General features: G+C 46.7%; 17 protein-coding genes. 8 read left to right on the plus strand and 9 right to left on the minus strand.

What is annotated here, in order from left to right; genetic code table 11:
* The first annotated feature begins 122 nt into the window (after positions 1 to 122).
* The gene (locus EDC56_RS08270; protein ID WP_123712068.1) at positions 123 to 1,445 is read left to right on the plus strand and encodes a patatin-like phospholipase family protein; all 1,323 of its coding nucleotides are present in this window, start codon (positions 123 to 125) and stop codon (positions 1,443 to 1,445) included.
* An 86-nt stretch (positions 1,446 to 1,531) separates the two neighbouring features.
* On the opposite strand, the gene EDC56_RS08275 is transcribed toward EDC56_RS08270, so the two are convergent.
* Positions 1,532 to 2,641, minus strand: a complete 1,110-nt coding sequence (locus EDC56_RS08275; RefSeq protein WP_123712069.1) for a cation diffusion facilitator family transporter — start codon at positions 2,639 to 2,641, stop codon at positions 1,532 to 1,534.
* A 410-nt stretch (positions 2,642 to 3,051) separates the two neighbouring features.
* Between EDC56_RS08275 and bamJ the strand changes: the two genes are divergently transcribed.
* Positions 3,052 to 3,672, plus strand: a complete 621-nt coding sequence (gene bamJ, locus EDC56_RS08280) for a BamJ family beta-barrel-assembly machinery protein (RefSeq protein ID WP_123712070.1) — start codon at positions 3,052 to 3,054, stop codon at positions 3,670 to 3,672.
* A 71-nt stretch (positions 3,673 to 3,743) separates the two neighbouring features.
* Here bamJ and EDC56_RS08285 read toward each other — a convergent pair whose 3' ends face one another.
* The 3 genes from EDC56_RS08285 to EDC56_RS08295 form a co-directional block, all read right to left on the minus strand.
* Positions 3,744 to 4,703: a LysR family transcriptional regulator gene (locus tag EDC56_RS08285; protein WP_123712071.1), complete on the minus strand. Its 960-nt coding sequence runs from the start codon at positions 4,701 to 4,703 to the stop codon at positions 3,744 to 3,746.
* Positions 4,704 to 4,959: 256 nt separating this feature from the next.
* Complete coding sequence (locus tag EDC56_RS08290) at positions 4,960 to 5,724, minus strand: secretin N-terminal domain-containing protein (protein WP_123712072.1); 765 nt, start codon at positions 5,722 to 5,724, stop codon at positions 4,960 to 4,962.
* A gap of 104 nt (positions 5,725 to 5,828) precedes the next feature.
* The gene (locus tag EDC56_RS08295; protein WP_211333617.1) at positions 5,829 to 6,359 is read right to left on the minus strand and encodes a phosphatase PAP2 family protein; all 531 of its coding nucleotides are present in this window, start codon (positions 6,357 to 6,359) and stop codon (positions 5,829 to 5,831) included.
* A 616-nt stretch (positions 6,360 to 6,975) separates the two neighbouring features.
* On the opposite strand from EDC56_RS08295, the gene murI reads away from it, so the two are divergent.
* On the plus strand, positions 6,976 to 7,770 hold the full coding sequence (gene murI, locus EDC56_RS08300; protein ID WP_123712074.1) for a glutamate racemase: 795 nt from the start codon (positions 6,976 to 6,978) through the stop codon (positions 7,768 to 7,770).
* A 295-nt stretch (positions 7,771 to 8,065) separates the two neighbouring features.
* Positions 8,066 to 8,317, plus strand: a complete 252-nt coding sequence (locus tag EDC56_RS08305; protein ID WP_123712075.1) for a GlsB/YeaQ/YmgE family stress response membrane protein — start codon at positions 8,066 to 8,068, stop codon at positions 8,315 to 8,317.
* 155 nt (positions 8,318 to 8,472) lie between these two features.
* On the opposite strand, the gene EDC56_RS08310 is transcribed toward EDC56_RS08305, so the two are convergent.
* The gene (locus EDC56_RS08310) at positions 8,473 to 8,772 is read right to left on the minus strand and encodes a hypothetical protein (protein WP_123712076.1); all 300 of its coding nucleotides are present in this window, start codon (positions 8,770 to 8,772) and stop codon (positions 8,473 to 8,475) included.
* A 221-nt stretch (positions 8,773 to 8,993) separates the two neighbouring features.
* Between EDC56_RS08310 and EDC56_RS08315 the strand changes: the two genes are divergently transcribed.
* On the plus strand, positions 8,994 to 9,578 hold the full coding sequence (locus tag EDC56_RS08315) for a superoxide dismutase (RefSeq protein WP_123712077.1): 585 nt from the start codon (positions 8,994 to 8,996) through the stop codon (positions 9,576 to 9,578).
* 48 nt (positions 9,579 to 9,626) lie between these two features.
* On the opposite strand, the gene EDC56_RS08320 is transcribed toward EDC56_RS08315, so the two are convergent.
* Positions 9,627 to 10,826 (minus strand): MFS transporter, encoded by a 1,200-nt coding sequence (locus tag EDC56_RS08320; RefSeq protein ID WP_123712078.1) that lies wholly within the window; start codon positions 10,824 to 10,826, stop codon positions 9,627 to 9,629.
* Positions 10,827 to 10,929: 103 nt separating this feature from the next.
* On the opposite strand from EDC56_RS08320, the gene EDC56_RS08325 reads away from it, so the two are divergent.
* Complete coding sequence (locus EDC56_RS08325; protein ID WP_123712079.1) at positions 10,930 to 11,709, plus strand: AraC family transcriptional regulator; 780 nt, start codon at positions 10,930 to 10,932, stop codon at positions 11,707 to 11,709.
* A 160-nt stretch (positions 11,710 to 11,869) separates the two neighbouring features.
* Here the strand turns inward: EDC56_RS08325 and EDC56_RS08330 are convergent, their stop codons facing one another.
* Both EDC56_RS08330 and EDC56_RS08335 read right to left on the minus strand, forming a co-directional pair.
* Positions 11,870 to 12,457 (minus strand): YceI family protein, encoded by a 588-nt coding sequence (locus EDC56_RS08330; RefSeq protein ID WP_123712852.1) that lies wholly within the window; start codon positions 12,455 to 12,457, stop codon positions 11,870 to 11,872.
* A gap of 23 nt (positions 12,458 to 12,480) precedes the next feature.
* On the minus strand, positions 12,481 to 13,047 hold the full coding sequence (locus tag EDC56_RS08335; protein ID WP_123712080.1) for a cytochrome b: 567 nt from the start codon (positions 13,045 to 13,047) through the stop codon (positions 12,481 to 12,483).
* A gap of 310 nt (positions 13,048 to 13,357) precedes the next feature.
* On the opposite strand from EDC56_RS08335, the gene EDC56_RS08340 reads away from it, so the two are divergent.
* Positions 13,358 to 13,906 carry a DUF2975 domain-containing protein gene (locus EDC56_RS08340; RefSeq protein ID WP_123712081.1) on the plus strand — a complete coding sequence of 183 codons (549 nt, stop codon included), beginning with the start codon at positions 13,358 to 13,360 and terminating at the stop codon, positions 13,904 to 13,906.
* A gap of 9 nt (positions 13,907 to 13,915) precedes the next feature.
* Positions 13,916 to 14,137 (plus strand): helix-turn-helix domain-containing protein, encoded by a 222-nt coding sequence (locus EDC56_RS08345; protein ID WP_123712853.1) that lies wholly within the window; start codon positions 13,916 to 13,918, stop codon positions 14,135 to 14,137.
* A gap of 82 nt (positions 14,138 to 14,219) precedes the next feature.
* Here EDC56_RS08345 and EDC56_RS08350 read toward each other — a convergent pair whose 3' ends face one another.
* Complete coding sequence (locus EDC56_RS08350) at positions 14,220 to 15,155, minus strand: DegV family protein (protein ID WP_123712082.1); 936 nt, start codon at positions 15,153 to 15,155, stop codon at positions 14,220 to 14,222.
* Positions 15,156 to 15,234 lie beyond the last annotated feature (79 nt).

Here is a 15,234-nt window from a genome sequence, read left to right on the forward strand (position 1 = left end):
CTATAAACCACCCACACTATCGCCTTTTAATATACTTCTAACCGATCATTCAATACAACCTTCATCGTATAATCCAGCTGCTTTTTAGAAAACTCAGCAACACATGGAAAGGATTGCAGACGATGACAAAAATAGAAAATAGACAGCCAAATAAGTTAACAGCCTATTGCCTACAGGGTGGTGGAGCACTGGGCGCTTACGAACTCGGCGCGATGAAGGGGCTTGCAGAAAAGGGTTACCAGGCGAACGTGGTTACAGGCATTTCTATAGGTGCTATCAACGCCGCTATTTATGCCAGCTACCTCCCTCCGTCTGAAGATAAAGACAATGTAGAGCAGTGGGGTTCGGTAATAGAAAAGCTTGAGTCTTTTTGGCAAGATGTTACCGTCGACGTCGACCTATTTAGGCCGCCGCAATGGTTACGAGAATACCAACCCATAGGCGAGATAACCAAGGCTTTAGAGCCGCTATATCACGGCCTCAACTGGCTCAACCAATGCATCTCTCGTCCTTACAACCCTGGCATGTATACCCTCGACTGGAAAACCTTTCTGCCATTTTCCCCCTTTTTCTGTACGGCACTCTGTGACACCACACGACTACGCAACACCCTTGAAAAGTACATCACCCGCGATAACTTGGCTTATTTAAACAACAAAGATAAGGTCGACAGAGTGCGGCTAACAGTGCTGGCTACGGAAATAAAGAACGGGAAAATTACTCTCTTCTCTAACTTCGATATTAAAGATGATGATGTGAATAGTGCCTGGAATGTTTCCAGCGATGAAATCAGCATAGATAATATACTAGCCAGCGGTGCCTTCCCTCCAGGCTTCCCCATGGTGGAGTGCGATGGTAAAGAGTACTGGGATGGCGGTCTCTTCCAGAATAATTCAACAAGAACAGCCATCCGCTCTCTACACCTAATGGCCGCTGAACTCGATACCCCCAATCTAGAGTTGGAGCTCTTTAACATGTCGCTTTACCCAAGCGGTCAGGAGGTACCACGCAACTTCTTTGAGCTTTATACAACCACTGGCGAGCTTCGTTTCGAAGAGAAAGACTATATCTGGGAGGACATTCATAGAAAGACACTCGAATACCGAAAGTTTGCCGAAATGGTCAAAGAAAAATACCCTAATGATAACGAACTTTTCTCAATGGATGGGTTTAAAAAGCTCAACGCTTACAGGGAGATCAACTTCATTGAAGTCAAACTTGAGGGCCATAATTCTGACCCAACAATGATAGAAAAACTTCTTGACCCCTCCGGCGATTTCACCGTTTTTTCGATCGAGAATAGAATCAAAGACGGTGTTCTCGCGGCGAAAAAAGCCTTGGCCGAGCAGGTAGCCAAAGCACCAAAAGTGACAACAGTAACAACAAAAACGACGAAGGTGAAAAAGACTTCAATAAAAGCCGGAGAGACAGTCAAAGAAAGTTAGTACTTCCGGCGAATAAACGGGGCGGTGAATCTAAACCTCGCCCCAACCTCCTCTCAGCACGATGAAAAACACTATAAAAGGCAACATCAATTCATTAAACGCTGTAGTGATATCGCCTTAATTTCTGGGTGGTATTGTTTCACCGTCGCGACCTGCTCTCGCAACAATGTCATATCTTGCTCGGCGGCAAACAACAGCTCCAGGTGAACACCGTTAGAGAAGTAATGGATATTAAGCTTCAGCGCTCCATCCAATAGGTCGTAGTCTGATAAATAGCCCTCAATATCCTCCCTCAGCGGCAGCAGCACGAAGGACTTATCACTGTCATCTTCCGGATCGATATGTAGGGTAATATCACCGACATTAGCAACATGCTCCTTTACCGCCGCCATCACCCACTCATTAATCTGATGCCCTTCGGAAACACTAATATTCCAATCAACTTGAATGTGTGCATCGAGAAATATCTCGTTTGCCATTAATCGAGAACGCAATAAGTGCAGACTCTTAACGCCAGGAGTACCCTCAATAATCTCACTAATTCTTTTCACTGTTTCCTCGTCAACACCATGATCTACCAACTCTTGCGTAGCACCCCAAGTCAGCGAGAAGCCCATTTTTATAATCAGCACGGCAACGACCAAAGCTGCCACAATCTCCAGCTTTGGGTAGCCCAACATGGAGGCCCCCAAACCCACGAGTACCACCAGCGAAGACAGTGAATCAGAGCGTGAATGCCAAGCATTAGCCTCTAGCATTTTCGACTGCTGTTGTTTGGCGTGACGCATGGTGTAATGAAACAGCCACTCCTTCCCTAGCATCGACACGACAACGACGAGCAGAGCCAGCCAACCTGGGTTAGAGGCAACTTCGTCACTCAATAGTAGCTGCAGGTACTCAACCCCCATGCCAATACCGACTGAAAATAGCACCATCCCTAAAATAACGGTTCCTAGGGTCTCGAAGCGCGCATGACCATAGGGGTGCTCTCGATCCGGCGCCTGATGGGCAATTTTTGCCATCAATAGAATCAAACCATCGCTCACCAAATCACTCAGTGAGTGAATACCGTCGGCGATCAATGCCGTCGACTGTACAGAAAAACCAACAATTAACTTAAGCGCCGATAAAATAGCATCAATCACCGTACCGATTAATGTCACACGCCAGACAACTTTCTCGCGCTCTGATTTCATAGATAGCCTTAATATAATGGGTATATTGATAAGTGTTTATTGCTAGCTGCTGATGATCAAAGACTTCACTGACTATCATTATCACTCGTTGACCGATAATTCTAACATGCCCGCCAGCTTTTACATCACAGCAGAATCTTATCTTACGCAACGACCAACTAAGCCTCTATCGCCCGATTCTTCTCCTTGCTTAATTCTCAACTAGTACGTCAACCACTACGTCAATCAGATAGTTAGCCGTATTTAATATACGACCGTAAAGCCATAGCAGCGCGGCGCAGATAGCTCGTCGTAATTAACGATATATTATTACCTTTTATAAACCTCTGCAGCCCCCTAAATGGCTTACTCTAGTTGCTCATAACTGATATCCTCCCCGCGTCTAATCCACTACTCATTAGAGAGAAACTATGTCTGAAGTACAGCTAGAAACGATCGAACAACAAGCCAGCTATGGCATCGGCCTACAAATGGGGCAGCAACTTGCCGGCAGTGGCTTGCAGGGTATTGATGTTGCAGCCATCGCCAAGGGTATTGCAACCTCTCTAGGTGGTGAGAAGCCAGCAATCGAAGTTGATGTAATCAATAACGCACTGCAAACTCTTCATGCACGCGCCGAAGAGGTACTCGCTGAGAGTGCTAAAGCTGCTGCAGCGGATGGCGAAGCTTTTCTCGCTGAAAACGCCAAGCGCGAAGAAGTAACCGTACTCGAATCAGGCCTACAGTACGAAGTGATCACTGCTGGTGACGGCACTATTCCTAGCGCTGATAACACCGTACGTGTCCACTATCACGGCACACTGACCGATGGCACCGTTTTCGACAGTTCTGTTGAGCGCGGCGAGCCAGCTGAGTTCCCCGTTACCGGTGTCATCAAGGGTTGGGTTGAAGCGCTGCAACTAATGCCTGTTGGCTCTAAGTGGAAGCTAGCGATCCCTCACGACCTCGCCTACGGTGAGCGTGGCGCCGGTGGCGCTATCAAGCCTTTCGCTGCTCTAGTCTTTGAAGTTGAGCTAGTAGCCATCGTTTAATAGCGATAGGAGCCGGTACAACAGCTCTATTTCGCTGTTGTACCGAGCTCACAATATAGCTCCGCTAACGATTAACGCTCCATCAAGTGATGCTTCAGATAGTCAGAAAAAACTCTTACCTTCGGCGTCATATGTTTACGCTGTGGATAAACGAGTGATACCGGGAACGTCTCGACTTCATAGTCACTGAACAACGCCTCTAAACGCCCACTCTGCAACTCTTCTTTAATGGCATAATTAGGCAACAAAGCAATGCCACCACCACGAAGAGCGACCTCACGCACCGCCTGTGCATCGTTACTCGCAAAACAACTATTCACGTTATAGCCGTACTGACGATTACCTTTGCTCATTGTCAGGGTCGAATAGCTCGGCTTAACATTGTAACCATACTGTCGACGCCCCCGCCGTAAATCCAGCGCCAGATAAGCCGGACGATTTGGCGTCACCCAACGCAAATAACGGTGCGACTCGATGTCACCAGGCAACTCAGGACGTCCCGCTTGATCCAGGTAGTCTGGCGAGGCACACAACGTTGATTGCACATTAAATAATCTCACCGCAACCAGGCACGAATCCGCCAACTCACCAACCTGCAAAGACAAATCATAGCCCTTACCAATCAAATCCAGCTGGTGCACCGCATAATCTAACTCTAACTCAACGTTGACTTCAGGGTACTGCTGTTGAAACCCGGCAATCATGGGGGCAATCAATGTACTGCCAAGGAGCTGTGGAACACTGACTCGTAGCGTACCGGAAGGCGTCTCTCTTGATTGACTAATCTCTTGTTTAGCTTGCTCAAGTTCTTCGCGAATTTGCCGACAATGCAGGTAAAGCCCCTCGCCCTCCTCGGTCACGCTAAGTTTACGGGTCGAGCGTTGGATTAACCTGACCCCTAATTCCTTTTCGAGGGTAGTAATACGTTTGCTCACAGACGACTTGGCAATACCTAGTTGCGTTGCAGCCACAGAGAAACTCCCTGTATCTACCACGGTGGCAAAAATCATCATATTTTGCAGTTCTTGCATCGTTCCACCCTATTACAGCAAGCACTTTTGTAGCAGTTAGCTGACCAGTATTTTCATTTACGCGCGTAAGCGCGAAAATACTACAAACAACAAGCCCGCGGCAAGACTCAAGTGACGTGAAACTGCGCCAGATCGCTATGATAGCGGTAATTTTGTACGTTTTTTGATCTAGATCCCTCCGCTTTTTACGCGGCTGCGAAACACAACAATAGCGACATTATTCAACGCCTGTAGCCCCATAAAAAGAATCTCTACGCTATTGCAATAATACCCGAATATACACTGACGAAACCGTCTTAGTGTTAGTCAGTTGTCGTCCGTCAGCGTCGATCGCCACTCCACTAGCCTGCTCTGAGATAGCCCCGACAGCGATCCACTGCCCCAAACCACCACTGACATGACTACGCAGCTGCTGCTTATCCACCCCCCCACCCTGCAAGCTAGCATTCTCCTGCCTAATCGTAAGTAAGACAGTACTCCCATCAAGCCTCGCTGTGACATAAAAGCCTTGCTGCGCCACCACAGGCTCTCGCCATCGGCTGGTAACAGGGGTAGTGAGGCTCTGTCCTGTAGCAATATAAGCAGGGAGCCCCTCCGTCGCACGCACTCCCTGCCCAGTTTCAGCACTGCCCGTAAAATGACGCTCCTGTACTGTTACCCTGGTTTCTATCTCTGTATGTATCCCCCTGTTCACTCTTGTAATCGGCTGATGATGAGGCTGGCCAAAATAACTTCCCCCGCCCTCTTGTTCACCCACTCTCACCGAGATCCATAGCTGCCTTCCCTTGCTATCAAGTTCCGCGACTAAAGCGTGGATTTGCCTCAACTCTGCTGCCGTCGCTCTAATAACCAACGTGTTTTGGTACGTGCTAATCGAGCTTCCGGGTGCCAATGTACTACGCAAAACACGCGCTATCTGCTCTGCCTCAGCTTGATGCAAGCTGATTGTCGTCAACATCCTTTCAGCCCAAGCCTGTGGAACAAACCAACACAATGAGATGGCAAGCAATAGCACCTTCATTCATTCACCTATATTTGCGAGAGACTTCCACTAATGACACGATAAATTATGCGCCAGAATCATATAGCTAAACACGATAAACAGTTAACAAGGCATAAGCCGCGCTATAGGTAAGCTGCAGCTATATAACCTATAGCGCTTCCCAGTATCGCGCCAAGAATAATATCACTGGGATAATGCACACCCAAGATAACCCGAGAAACCCCCACCAACACCGCCCAAACATAAACAATGGCCGCTGCCTTACCAAAAACAATCACCGCAAAAGCCGCCAAAAGGAAAGCTGCCATGGTATGGCCGGAAGGCAGGCTAAACTTATCAAACGCCTTTACCAACGCCTCAATGTGCGGCACCACTGCTGATGGCCGCTGACGACGCAGGGTGTTCTTAAGCAATAGATAAAGCAGCCGCTCGATCGCGAAAGCTGAAATATAAATAGCGAAAAAGTGCCCTCCTACAGCGGAAGAGAAAGCAGCAGCCAGCAACGGAAATAGCATTTGCATATAGCCATCGCCACTTCGCGAAACCATTCGCACCAACGACATAAAAACCGGATATATTCGCGAGCGTTCAAACCACAGCAGCATCCGCAAATCCACCTGCTGTATTCTCTGTAATGCTTTAAGAGGTTTCATAATGATTCATAGCAAGGCAATACGATGACAAGCTCACTCGCGCTATATACCACAGCGATGAACCTCTTAACGTTAATAATGCCCCCCCCCTCAACTAAGTCACGCTCAGCTATAAACTAATTATTGTCAGCCAGATTGACTAAAGACTGCTACTGTACTACATCGCGCCAATTAAGTGGCAATAGCATTTATCCTTAACTCCCCCACTTTAGCTATTAGTTAGAATGAAAGCCATTGTATAGCTCTACCAACGTGGCTATCTTACTTTTCATAATATCGCCTTTGAGGGCAGTATGACACTATCCCCCCCTATGGCTGCCCCCTTTGCAATACTCGAGTGCTTGGTCAATCGCCGCAATAGCGTTTTAATGGTGACAACAAAACAACGACAACGCCCAACACACCGCGATTTCCCCCACGTATCGATGCCGATCATGTAACTATTTCACCTCTGCAAACGAGATAGGGGAAAATTAGATTCATTGACATCTAATGTAGAGGCACAACTGTTCTCCCATCTATTGACCCTCTCACTTGTCGAGCATATTAGACTGCTCTATGATGCTGCCTAATATTGTTATGCCTTTTTTGATAAACCGAGTGCACCGTGAGCGACATGACAAACAACCCTATTGGCATCTTCGACTCTGGCATTGGAGGGCTCTCCATCGCACAGCAGATTCGCCAAGCACTACCTCACGAGAATCTCATCTACCTCGCTGACTCAGCCTACGCGCCCTATGGCGATAAACCCACTGGCTTTATCCAACAACGTTCTAGTAAATTGGCGCAGTTCCTATTAGAACAACATAAAGTCAAAGCTATCGTCGTCGCCTGCAATACCGCCACGGTATCGGCTATCGATGATTTACGCGCCCAGTGCAGTATACCCATTATCGGTGTAGAGCCCGGCATTAAACCCGCTGCAACCGACTCAAATAGCGGTATTATTGGCGTCATCGCCACCACCTGCACCCTCAACAGCACCTCCTTTCAACGACTTTCAGCACAACTAAGCGCAAAAACCACTATTGCGACACAGCCCTGTCCTGGCCTGGTTGAACAAGTAGAGTCCTTGCAGCTACACAACTCGAACACCGAGCAGCTCGTGCGTAAATACCTCTCACCCCTCATTGCCAAGGGCATTGATAGTATCGTATTAGGTTGTACTCACTACGCCTTCCTCGAGCCCATTATACGTAGAGTGGCAGGGCCAGACGTTAGTATTATTAATACCGCAACAGCTATCAGCAAAGAAGTCGGTCGCCGACTCGAGGCATTACAACTGCTCAACCACTCTAAACAGTTAGGTCGCGATGTTTTTTGGAGTAGTAGCGACACTAACTTCGCCTACAAGCAATTTTCTCAACTCTGGGGCCACAACGTCGACGTACTACCACTCAAAGTTTAATTTGGCCTCGATCAAAATCTTTTCATTTAGACAAAAACTCACTAATACGCTACACGCAAGCAGCCCCCACGCCTCTGTCGCAAAACCTTGTGATTGGCAAATATTCCTATTCTTTCCTAGCCTTTAAGAAGGTGAACAATACTGGCAAGGTGAAGGTGATACGCTGCAAAAAGGCATCGTACTCAGTAATAAAGTAGTCAAACTGTAAAGTGAGGCGACTATTCACCGTAATAAAATGACCGCTTTATTACACGACCACTATTTAACTCACAACATTGACCAAGGGGATTAAAGCATGACTGCAACGGGTTTAATTATTTTTTTACTGATTGGCGCTGTCGCTGGCTGGTTAGCCGGCAACATTATGAAAGGGGGTAGTTTCGGTTTAGTCGGTAATATTATTGTCGGTATTGTTGGGGCATTTATCGGTGGCTTCACCTTTAGCCTGCTCGGCATATACACCTCAGGCGGCATTATCAGCACGATTATCACCGCCGTCGTCGGCGCTGTCATCCTGCTCTTCATCGTCGGATTGATAAAAAAATAGACGCTAGGAGCGTTTTTTGAGTGATCGGAGCGGGGGATTCCCCCGCTAAAAAACAGACTAAAAATCAATTAAAAAACCCCCTAATTATTCGAAACAGTTACCGTTTCCTAGAGAGGCTTCCGAGCAAGTTTACTGTTAGCTTTAAATAGCCAAGCTTATTGGAACGCCGCTTTAGCCTTTTCCATATCGACAGATTCTTTAGCCTTATCCATATTTAAAGACTCTTTTGCTTTCTCCTTATCGACAGACTCCAAAGCTTTTTTATGATCAATGCCATCGGCACTGACAGCCTCTTTCAACTTCTCTGCATCGACAGATTCAGTGGCCTTATCGGTATCAACAGACTCAACTGCCTTATCTTTATCAACGGATTCCGTAAGTTTTTTGTAGTCGACGGCGTATGCCGCAGTACTGAGACAGCTTAACGTAAAAAATACTGCTATTAGCTTTTTCATCTTCTATTTGTACCCTTCTCATTATATTAACTTTCATTACAAGATTTTCATCATAGGCTGATAACTAGGCAACTGTCTATATCTTCTCGCAATACTAGTAATAATCAAAGCCTGGGATATACTCTAGCGAAGGCATGAACACAATTGATCAGCAACGATAATAGAGAGTGAAGTTTAACTCGAAAACTAACTTACCAATGCCTTTTTAATGGAGAACAGTTATGGCTTTTTACCTACCAGAACTACCCTATGCGAGGGACGCATTAGAACCACACATTTCCCAAGAAACAATTGATTACCACTATGGAAAGCACCACAACACCTACGTGGTAAAACTGAACGGCTTGGTCGAGAATACCGAGCTAGCCAACAACAGCCTAGAAGAAATTATTCAAAGCTCAAACGGCCCTATCTTCAATAATGCTGCACAGATTTGGAACCACACCTTTTATTGGCACAGCCTCTCACCGGACGGTGGTGGCGACGCTAACGGCCCTATTGCCAAGGCCATTGACGACGCCTTCGGCTCATTCGAAGCCTTCAAGGCTAAATTCAGCGATGCAGCAGTCAATAACTTCGGTAGTGGCTGGACCTGGCTGGTGAAAAATGCTGATGGTTCCGTAGCTATCGTTAATACCAGCAATGCCGCAACACCGCTCACAGATCCAGGCGTTACGCCATTGCTAACCGTTGATGTCTGGGAGCATGCCTATTACATCGATTATCGTAACGTCAGGCCTGACTATCTCGCCCACTTCTGGCAGCTCGTCAATTGGCAGTTCGTCAACGAAAACTTCAGCGCCTAAGCGCTGCTTATTCCCGCCAACCTTAACGGCTGGCGGGTAGCTCTTTGATCAACTGATCTGCTTGTTACGCCCCGCCAGCAATCCAAACATCGCACATAAGGCACAGCTCAACGCGCACACCCACAGAGAGAGCGTCCAGCTGTCTGTCGCATGATGCAATGAACCCGCTAGGATTGGTCCAGTCGCCGCCAGTAAGTAACCTAAACTCTGAGACATGCCCGATAATGCCGCCGCCTGATGCAAGCTATGTGTTCTCAGACCGATGAAAGAAAGCGCCAAGATAATCCCCTCACCAGTACCAAAGCCAAACATAACTGTCCAAATCGTCGCCTGTGCAGGCATAAACAACAAACCAAGAACCCCCAACAATGACAGGGTCGATGCCATAAAGGCTAAAAAGCGCTGATCTTTAATCTTGCTGGCAAAAGGTATTAACAGTAGACCAGGTGCTGCCGTAGAGAGCTGCAGTAAACCGTGTATCACACCAGCGTGCGCCTCAGAAAACCCTGCGTCCTGCAGGATACTTGGCAACCAGCCGGCAACGATATAGTAAACAAAAGAGTTTAAACCAAAAAACAACGTCACCTGCCAAGCTAAAGCGGAGTGCCACACTTTACCGCCATGGGGCAAGGACGCAGTATCTTTCGCTGGCGCTGTATGGTTGCGCATCTGAGGCAACCAAAAAACGATCGCTAACAGAGGGAAAATAAGCATGCTGACTAGCGCGAAAGACCAATCCGACATGAAGCTCATGCCTTCAGCAAACTTAGCGATCGGCACAATTAAACTGGAACCTAACGCAGAAGCGACCCCCATAGTTAAGGCATAGACCGCTGTTAACATCACCATTTTAGTGGGGAAGTCACGCTTCAATAAACTCGGCAGCAGCACATTACCAAATGCCGCACCAATACCGATAACGCCTGTCCCCACATACAGCATGGCGACTGAACCTGTCGAACGCATCATAACACCCACTGCAACAAGCACCATCGCAGCCATCAACGAGCGTTCTAGGCCATATTCTCGTGCGAACACTGTGGCACAAGGTGACAGTAAGGCAAATACCAATAGTGGCAGAGTCGTTAACAGGCCTCCCTCTGTCGCGGTTAAACCAAGACTATCCCTAATCAGCCCCAATATCGGCGCAACAGCAATAATCGGCGCACGCAGGTTTGATGCAATCAACAAGACACCGATCAACAATAATACTGGGTGATCTAACACCACGCTTTTGACTTTCTTCATCTAATTTCACTCCGTTAAATCTCACAATACGATTAGATTAACGTTTCTCATCGACGCAGTATTTAGCTATACTGACAAAATATCATCAAAAACGGTCAAGCTCATGGCTCCGAACACTAACTTCTTTGATTTTGACTCAGACCAATACCCGCAAGCCGCCGTAGCAATAGAGCTATCGGGTAGCGACCAACTCCGTGAGACTCCGCCTCATCAGCATCACAAAGGACAGCTTGTCCTCGCCCTACATGGCTACATCACTTGCAACATCTCTGATGCCATCTGGATAGTACCGCCGCGCTGCGCCGTCTGGATCCCCGGTCAACTGCCACACAGCAATCAATTCTCGGCCGATGCCCACGCCTGTATCCTGTTTATTGATCCTCAGGCCCTCAACATGCCAGTGAAGGGTTGCACACTGTCAATTACCCCGATGTTATGTGAGATGATTAAACACTTAGCCTCGCTCTCTCAGCACTATGCCATAGACAGCCCCACTGCTAAGTTAGTTGAAGTCTTGCTTTACGAGCTGGCACAAATGCCCGCTGAACAGTTCAACTTTCCCATTCCACCCCAGCCGAAGCTTCATCAAATCGCCAACGCCATGCTCGCGAATCCCGCCGACCGCAGCAGCGTCGCAGAGTGGGCAAGTCGATACGCGATGAGCGAGAGAACACTGGCAAGGTTAGTGAAACAACATGTCGGCTTGACCTTCGGACGCTGGAGAGGGCAATTACATATCGTGCTCGCCCTGCAAAAATTATCCTCAGGGGACTCTGTTCAACGCGTTTCCGAAGAGCTCGGTTACGAATCCGTTAGCGCTTTCATCACCAGCTTCAAAAAAGTGTTAGGATGCCCTCCGAAACAGTATATCAAGGCCAGGTGATGCAGCGTCATCGCGAAAATAAACTGCCTTCAAAATACCAAGCGTAACCTGTGCCACCACTCGCAGGAACCTCATAATGTACAAGATATAATAGTTTTTAAAACACAAAAAAGGAGGCTAAATGCCTCCTTTTTTGTGTTTTAAATGCTTAGAGCAACAACTATTTTATTTTAATTCCCTCTACATTAAGCGTTAATTCAACGTGAGTCGATGCAGGGCCAAGATTATTGTTTATATCGATACCGAAATCTTTTAGTGCAATTGTTGTTTTCCCTTCAAAGCCACGACGATAACCTCCCCACGGATCATTTCCGTGACCAATGCCTACGACATCAAGAGTGACACTCTTAGTAACGCCATGCAGAGTCAAATCACCGACAAGAACAGCCTTACCATCGCCTTTATCAGAAAACGAAATACTTTTAAAAGTAGCTTGCGGGTATTTTGCAGTATCAAGAAAATCTTTACTACGTAAATGTTTGTCGCGTTCAGCATGATTGGTGTCGATACTTGTAGTATCAATAAGCACCCTGACCTTTGATGCTGACAAGTCATTTTCATCGTAACTAAACTTTCCGGAGAAAGTGTTAAAACGCCCCGTCAACCAACTATAGCCGAGGTGCTTAATCTTAAACTGAATAGAGGCGTGAGCACCCTTCGTATCAATTTTATAATCGTCAGCTAACAGTGCCGGCGATGTCAATAGCAAGCCTGATAGCAGTAATGGCTTTATACTTCTCATGTTCATCATTAACAAACCTCTCAAGGTAATCATTCTCTATTATGTTTATTCGTTAGTCTCAGCATCCGTGACAAAGTTCCATCTTTGTTGATAAATTGGTGCTTCAAAGCCGCCATACTATGCAACAGCACCAAAAACATCAACGAGCAAGCGCTATACCAATGCACTGCACCCGCAACATCCTCCTGACCCGGTAATTGCTGTAATGTCGCAGGGACTTCTAGCCAACCAAAGACACTAATCGACCGGCCATCTGCTGTAGAGATCAGATAACCGCTGATTACAATCACCAATAACAGCACGTAAAGCAGAAAATGTACCAGCCTCGCTGCCAACAGCTCCCAGCGAGGCTGCGACACCATGGCCAAAGGCACGGGATCCTGCCAGCGCCAAAGCAAACGTAATAACAGCAGCAAAAACACCAGTAAGCCAACGCTTTTATGTATAAACGGTGCCTGCTGGTACCAACTGTCATAATAAGTTAAATCTGTCATCCACCAACCCAACGCAAACAAAGCGAAGACGATAATAGCCACAGACCAATGCATGAATATACTCACAGCCCCCCACCGCTCACTGGTGTTTTTCCACCCCATGGCACCTTCCTCTTGACACGAATATCGCGATTATAAAAACAACTAACAACACACAGTAATGTTGAGCGATCAAGGCTCGTGACGATTATGCCTTCTCCCCTAGACAAGTGGAAGCAATGCCCTGAGAAACCAGTACTAAGCAGCTAAAATCTATCAAAAAGACAAAGTATACTGCTCATCAGAATGAACATAAAACCATCAAAAAACATTCTTTAGCATGAAAAAGTTATCGAAAAACGATAACTAATTATTGACTAACAATAGCTTCGCCCCTAATATACCGCCATCAACTTCAACCAGAGAACAGACAATGTCCAACCTTCAAATTCAAAGTCGGCGGGTTCGCCGCTTCTTCCAATTCCTGCTTATTGCGACTCCTTGCTGTGTCGCCTATTTCTGGTTAACGGTACGCACTCAAGCAGACATCTTTAGTGACAGCGGGCTTATTCAGTTTAGTTTCGATATCGCTAACTACACCCAGCTCCCCCTCTCGATGACGACACGTATGCTCGCCTTAGCCGTCAGCCTATTAATGGCCTGCATACCTTTTTATGCTTTGAGTGTGTTAATTCGGCTATTTCGTAACTATGAAGAGAACAATATATTTTCGCTGCAGAATACCGATTACTACCGAAAACTAGGCTACAGCTTATTCTTCTGGGTCGGTGGTTCGTTGCTCTATGGTGCTTTAATGTCGGTTATTTTATCTTTCAACAATCCACCGGGCGAAAGGGTGCTTAGCATCAGCTTTGTTGGCTTGGATGTCCTCACTATCATACTAGGTCTGTTAGTCTTAATTATTTCTTGGGTGATGAAGGAAGGGCAGAACATTGCCGATGAAAATAAACAGACAATTTAAGGAAGTATGATGAGTATCCATATTAATTTGGACGTGATGATGGCGAAACGAAAACTCCGCCTAAAAACACTCGCTCAACTCGTTGGTATCACCGAACAAAACCTATCTGTATTGAAAAACGGAAAAGCCAAAGCCGTTCGTTTCTCAACACTGAATAAATTATGCATCGCGCTTGAATGCCAACCTGGGGATATTCTTGCCTATAAGGAAGGCCTTGAGAGTGATGACTAATGTTCTTTAAACCACCTTTTACGACGACGCTCAGCTGCCACTAGGCAGCTGAACGAACATCAACAAAAGTATCTCTTAAACGTTATTTTGCCAGAGGGTGTGACTCGGCAGCGAAACTGATATTGATACTTCCAGGCCCCATATTAACTCCGCCCGTTAGACTGCTCACGCAAGATATCAACGTGACCTGATGCTTTTCACAAGCCTCAACAACGAGTTTATAGCCAGGGTAGTTTTCTAAAGTCGCGAGTTCTCCTGCCACACTTACCACTACGAAGGGAAACTTCAACCCCTCCTTCACCTGACCTGCCACTGCCTCAAACATTGCTTGCAGCGCCGCCTCATGACCACGCTTCTTTGCGACAGGGAAAGTCTCATCGTTGCGACAGCACAACACCGGATGAATATCGAGCATCTTACCCGCGAGAGCAGCCCCCAGACTCACACTCTTCTCTCCCTTTTCTAGGGCGCGAGCACGAATATAGTAAATGTCCGAGGGCACCAAATAAGCGGTAATGTACTGTTTAAAGTCCTCAACATTCTTTCTCAGCTCCGACTTACTCAAACCCTTTTTAAGAAGTTCAACGGCATACACTGCCAGCAATCCCTGCCCTGTAAACATATTAGCGCTATTGACCACCCGCATCGCAAAATGCCCTGGTCGCTCTAGGTGATTGTGATATTCATTCATCACACGTCGAGCCGCATCATTCATAAAGTCATAAATAGGGCTACGCAATCTAGTCACGGAAATACACAGTGCAAATTCGTGGCTGTTGACGAGCTTATCCAGAACATAATCCGATGTTTGCTCGCTACTAAATGGCGTTGAAGCCGCCTTTCGCTCACGTGACAGCAGGCCTTGGCTATAAAAATAAGCTAAGCTTTCCGGGTCTTTTTCATCAAGATAGTCTTTATCATCAATCCTAATCGTAATAGGAAGGATGTGGATATTATTGCTTTCAATATAATCAAGTGGCAAATCACAACTAGCATCAACAAGTAGAGCGGTAGACATGGCGCAACCCTTAGATCCGTTTTTTTTGTTATGTCGACATCATCGTTCTAAAACGATATACCTAATGCAATACAACAAG

It is taken from the genome of Sinobacterium caligoides, from assembly GCF_003752585.1.
Lineage (GTDB): Bacteria > Pseudomonadota > Gammaproteobacteria > Pseudomonadales > Sinobacteriaceae > Sinobacterium > Sinobacterium caligoides.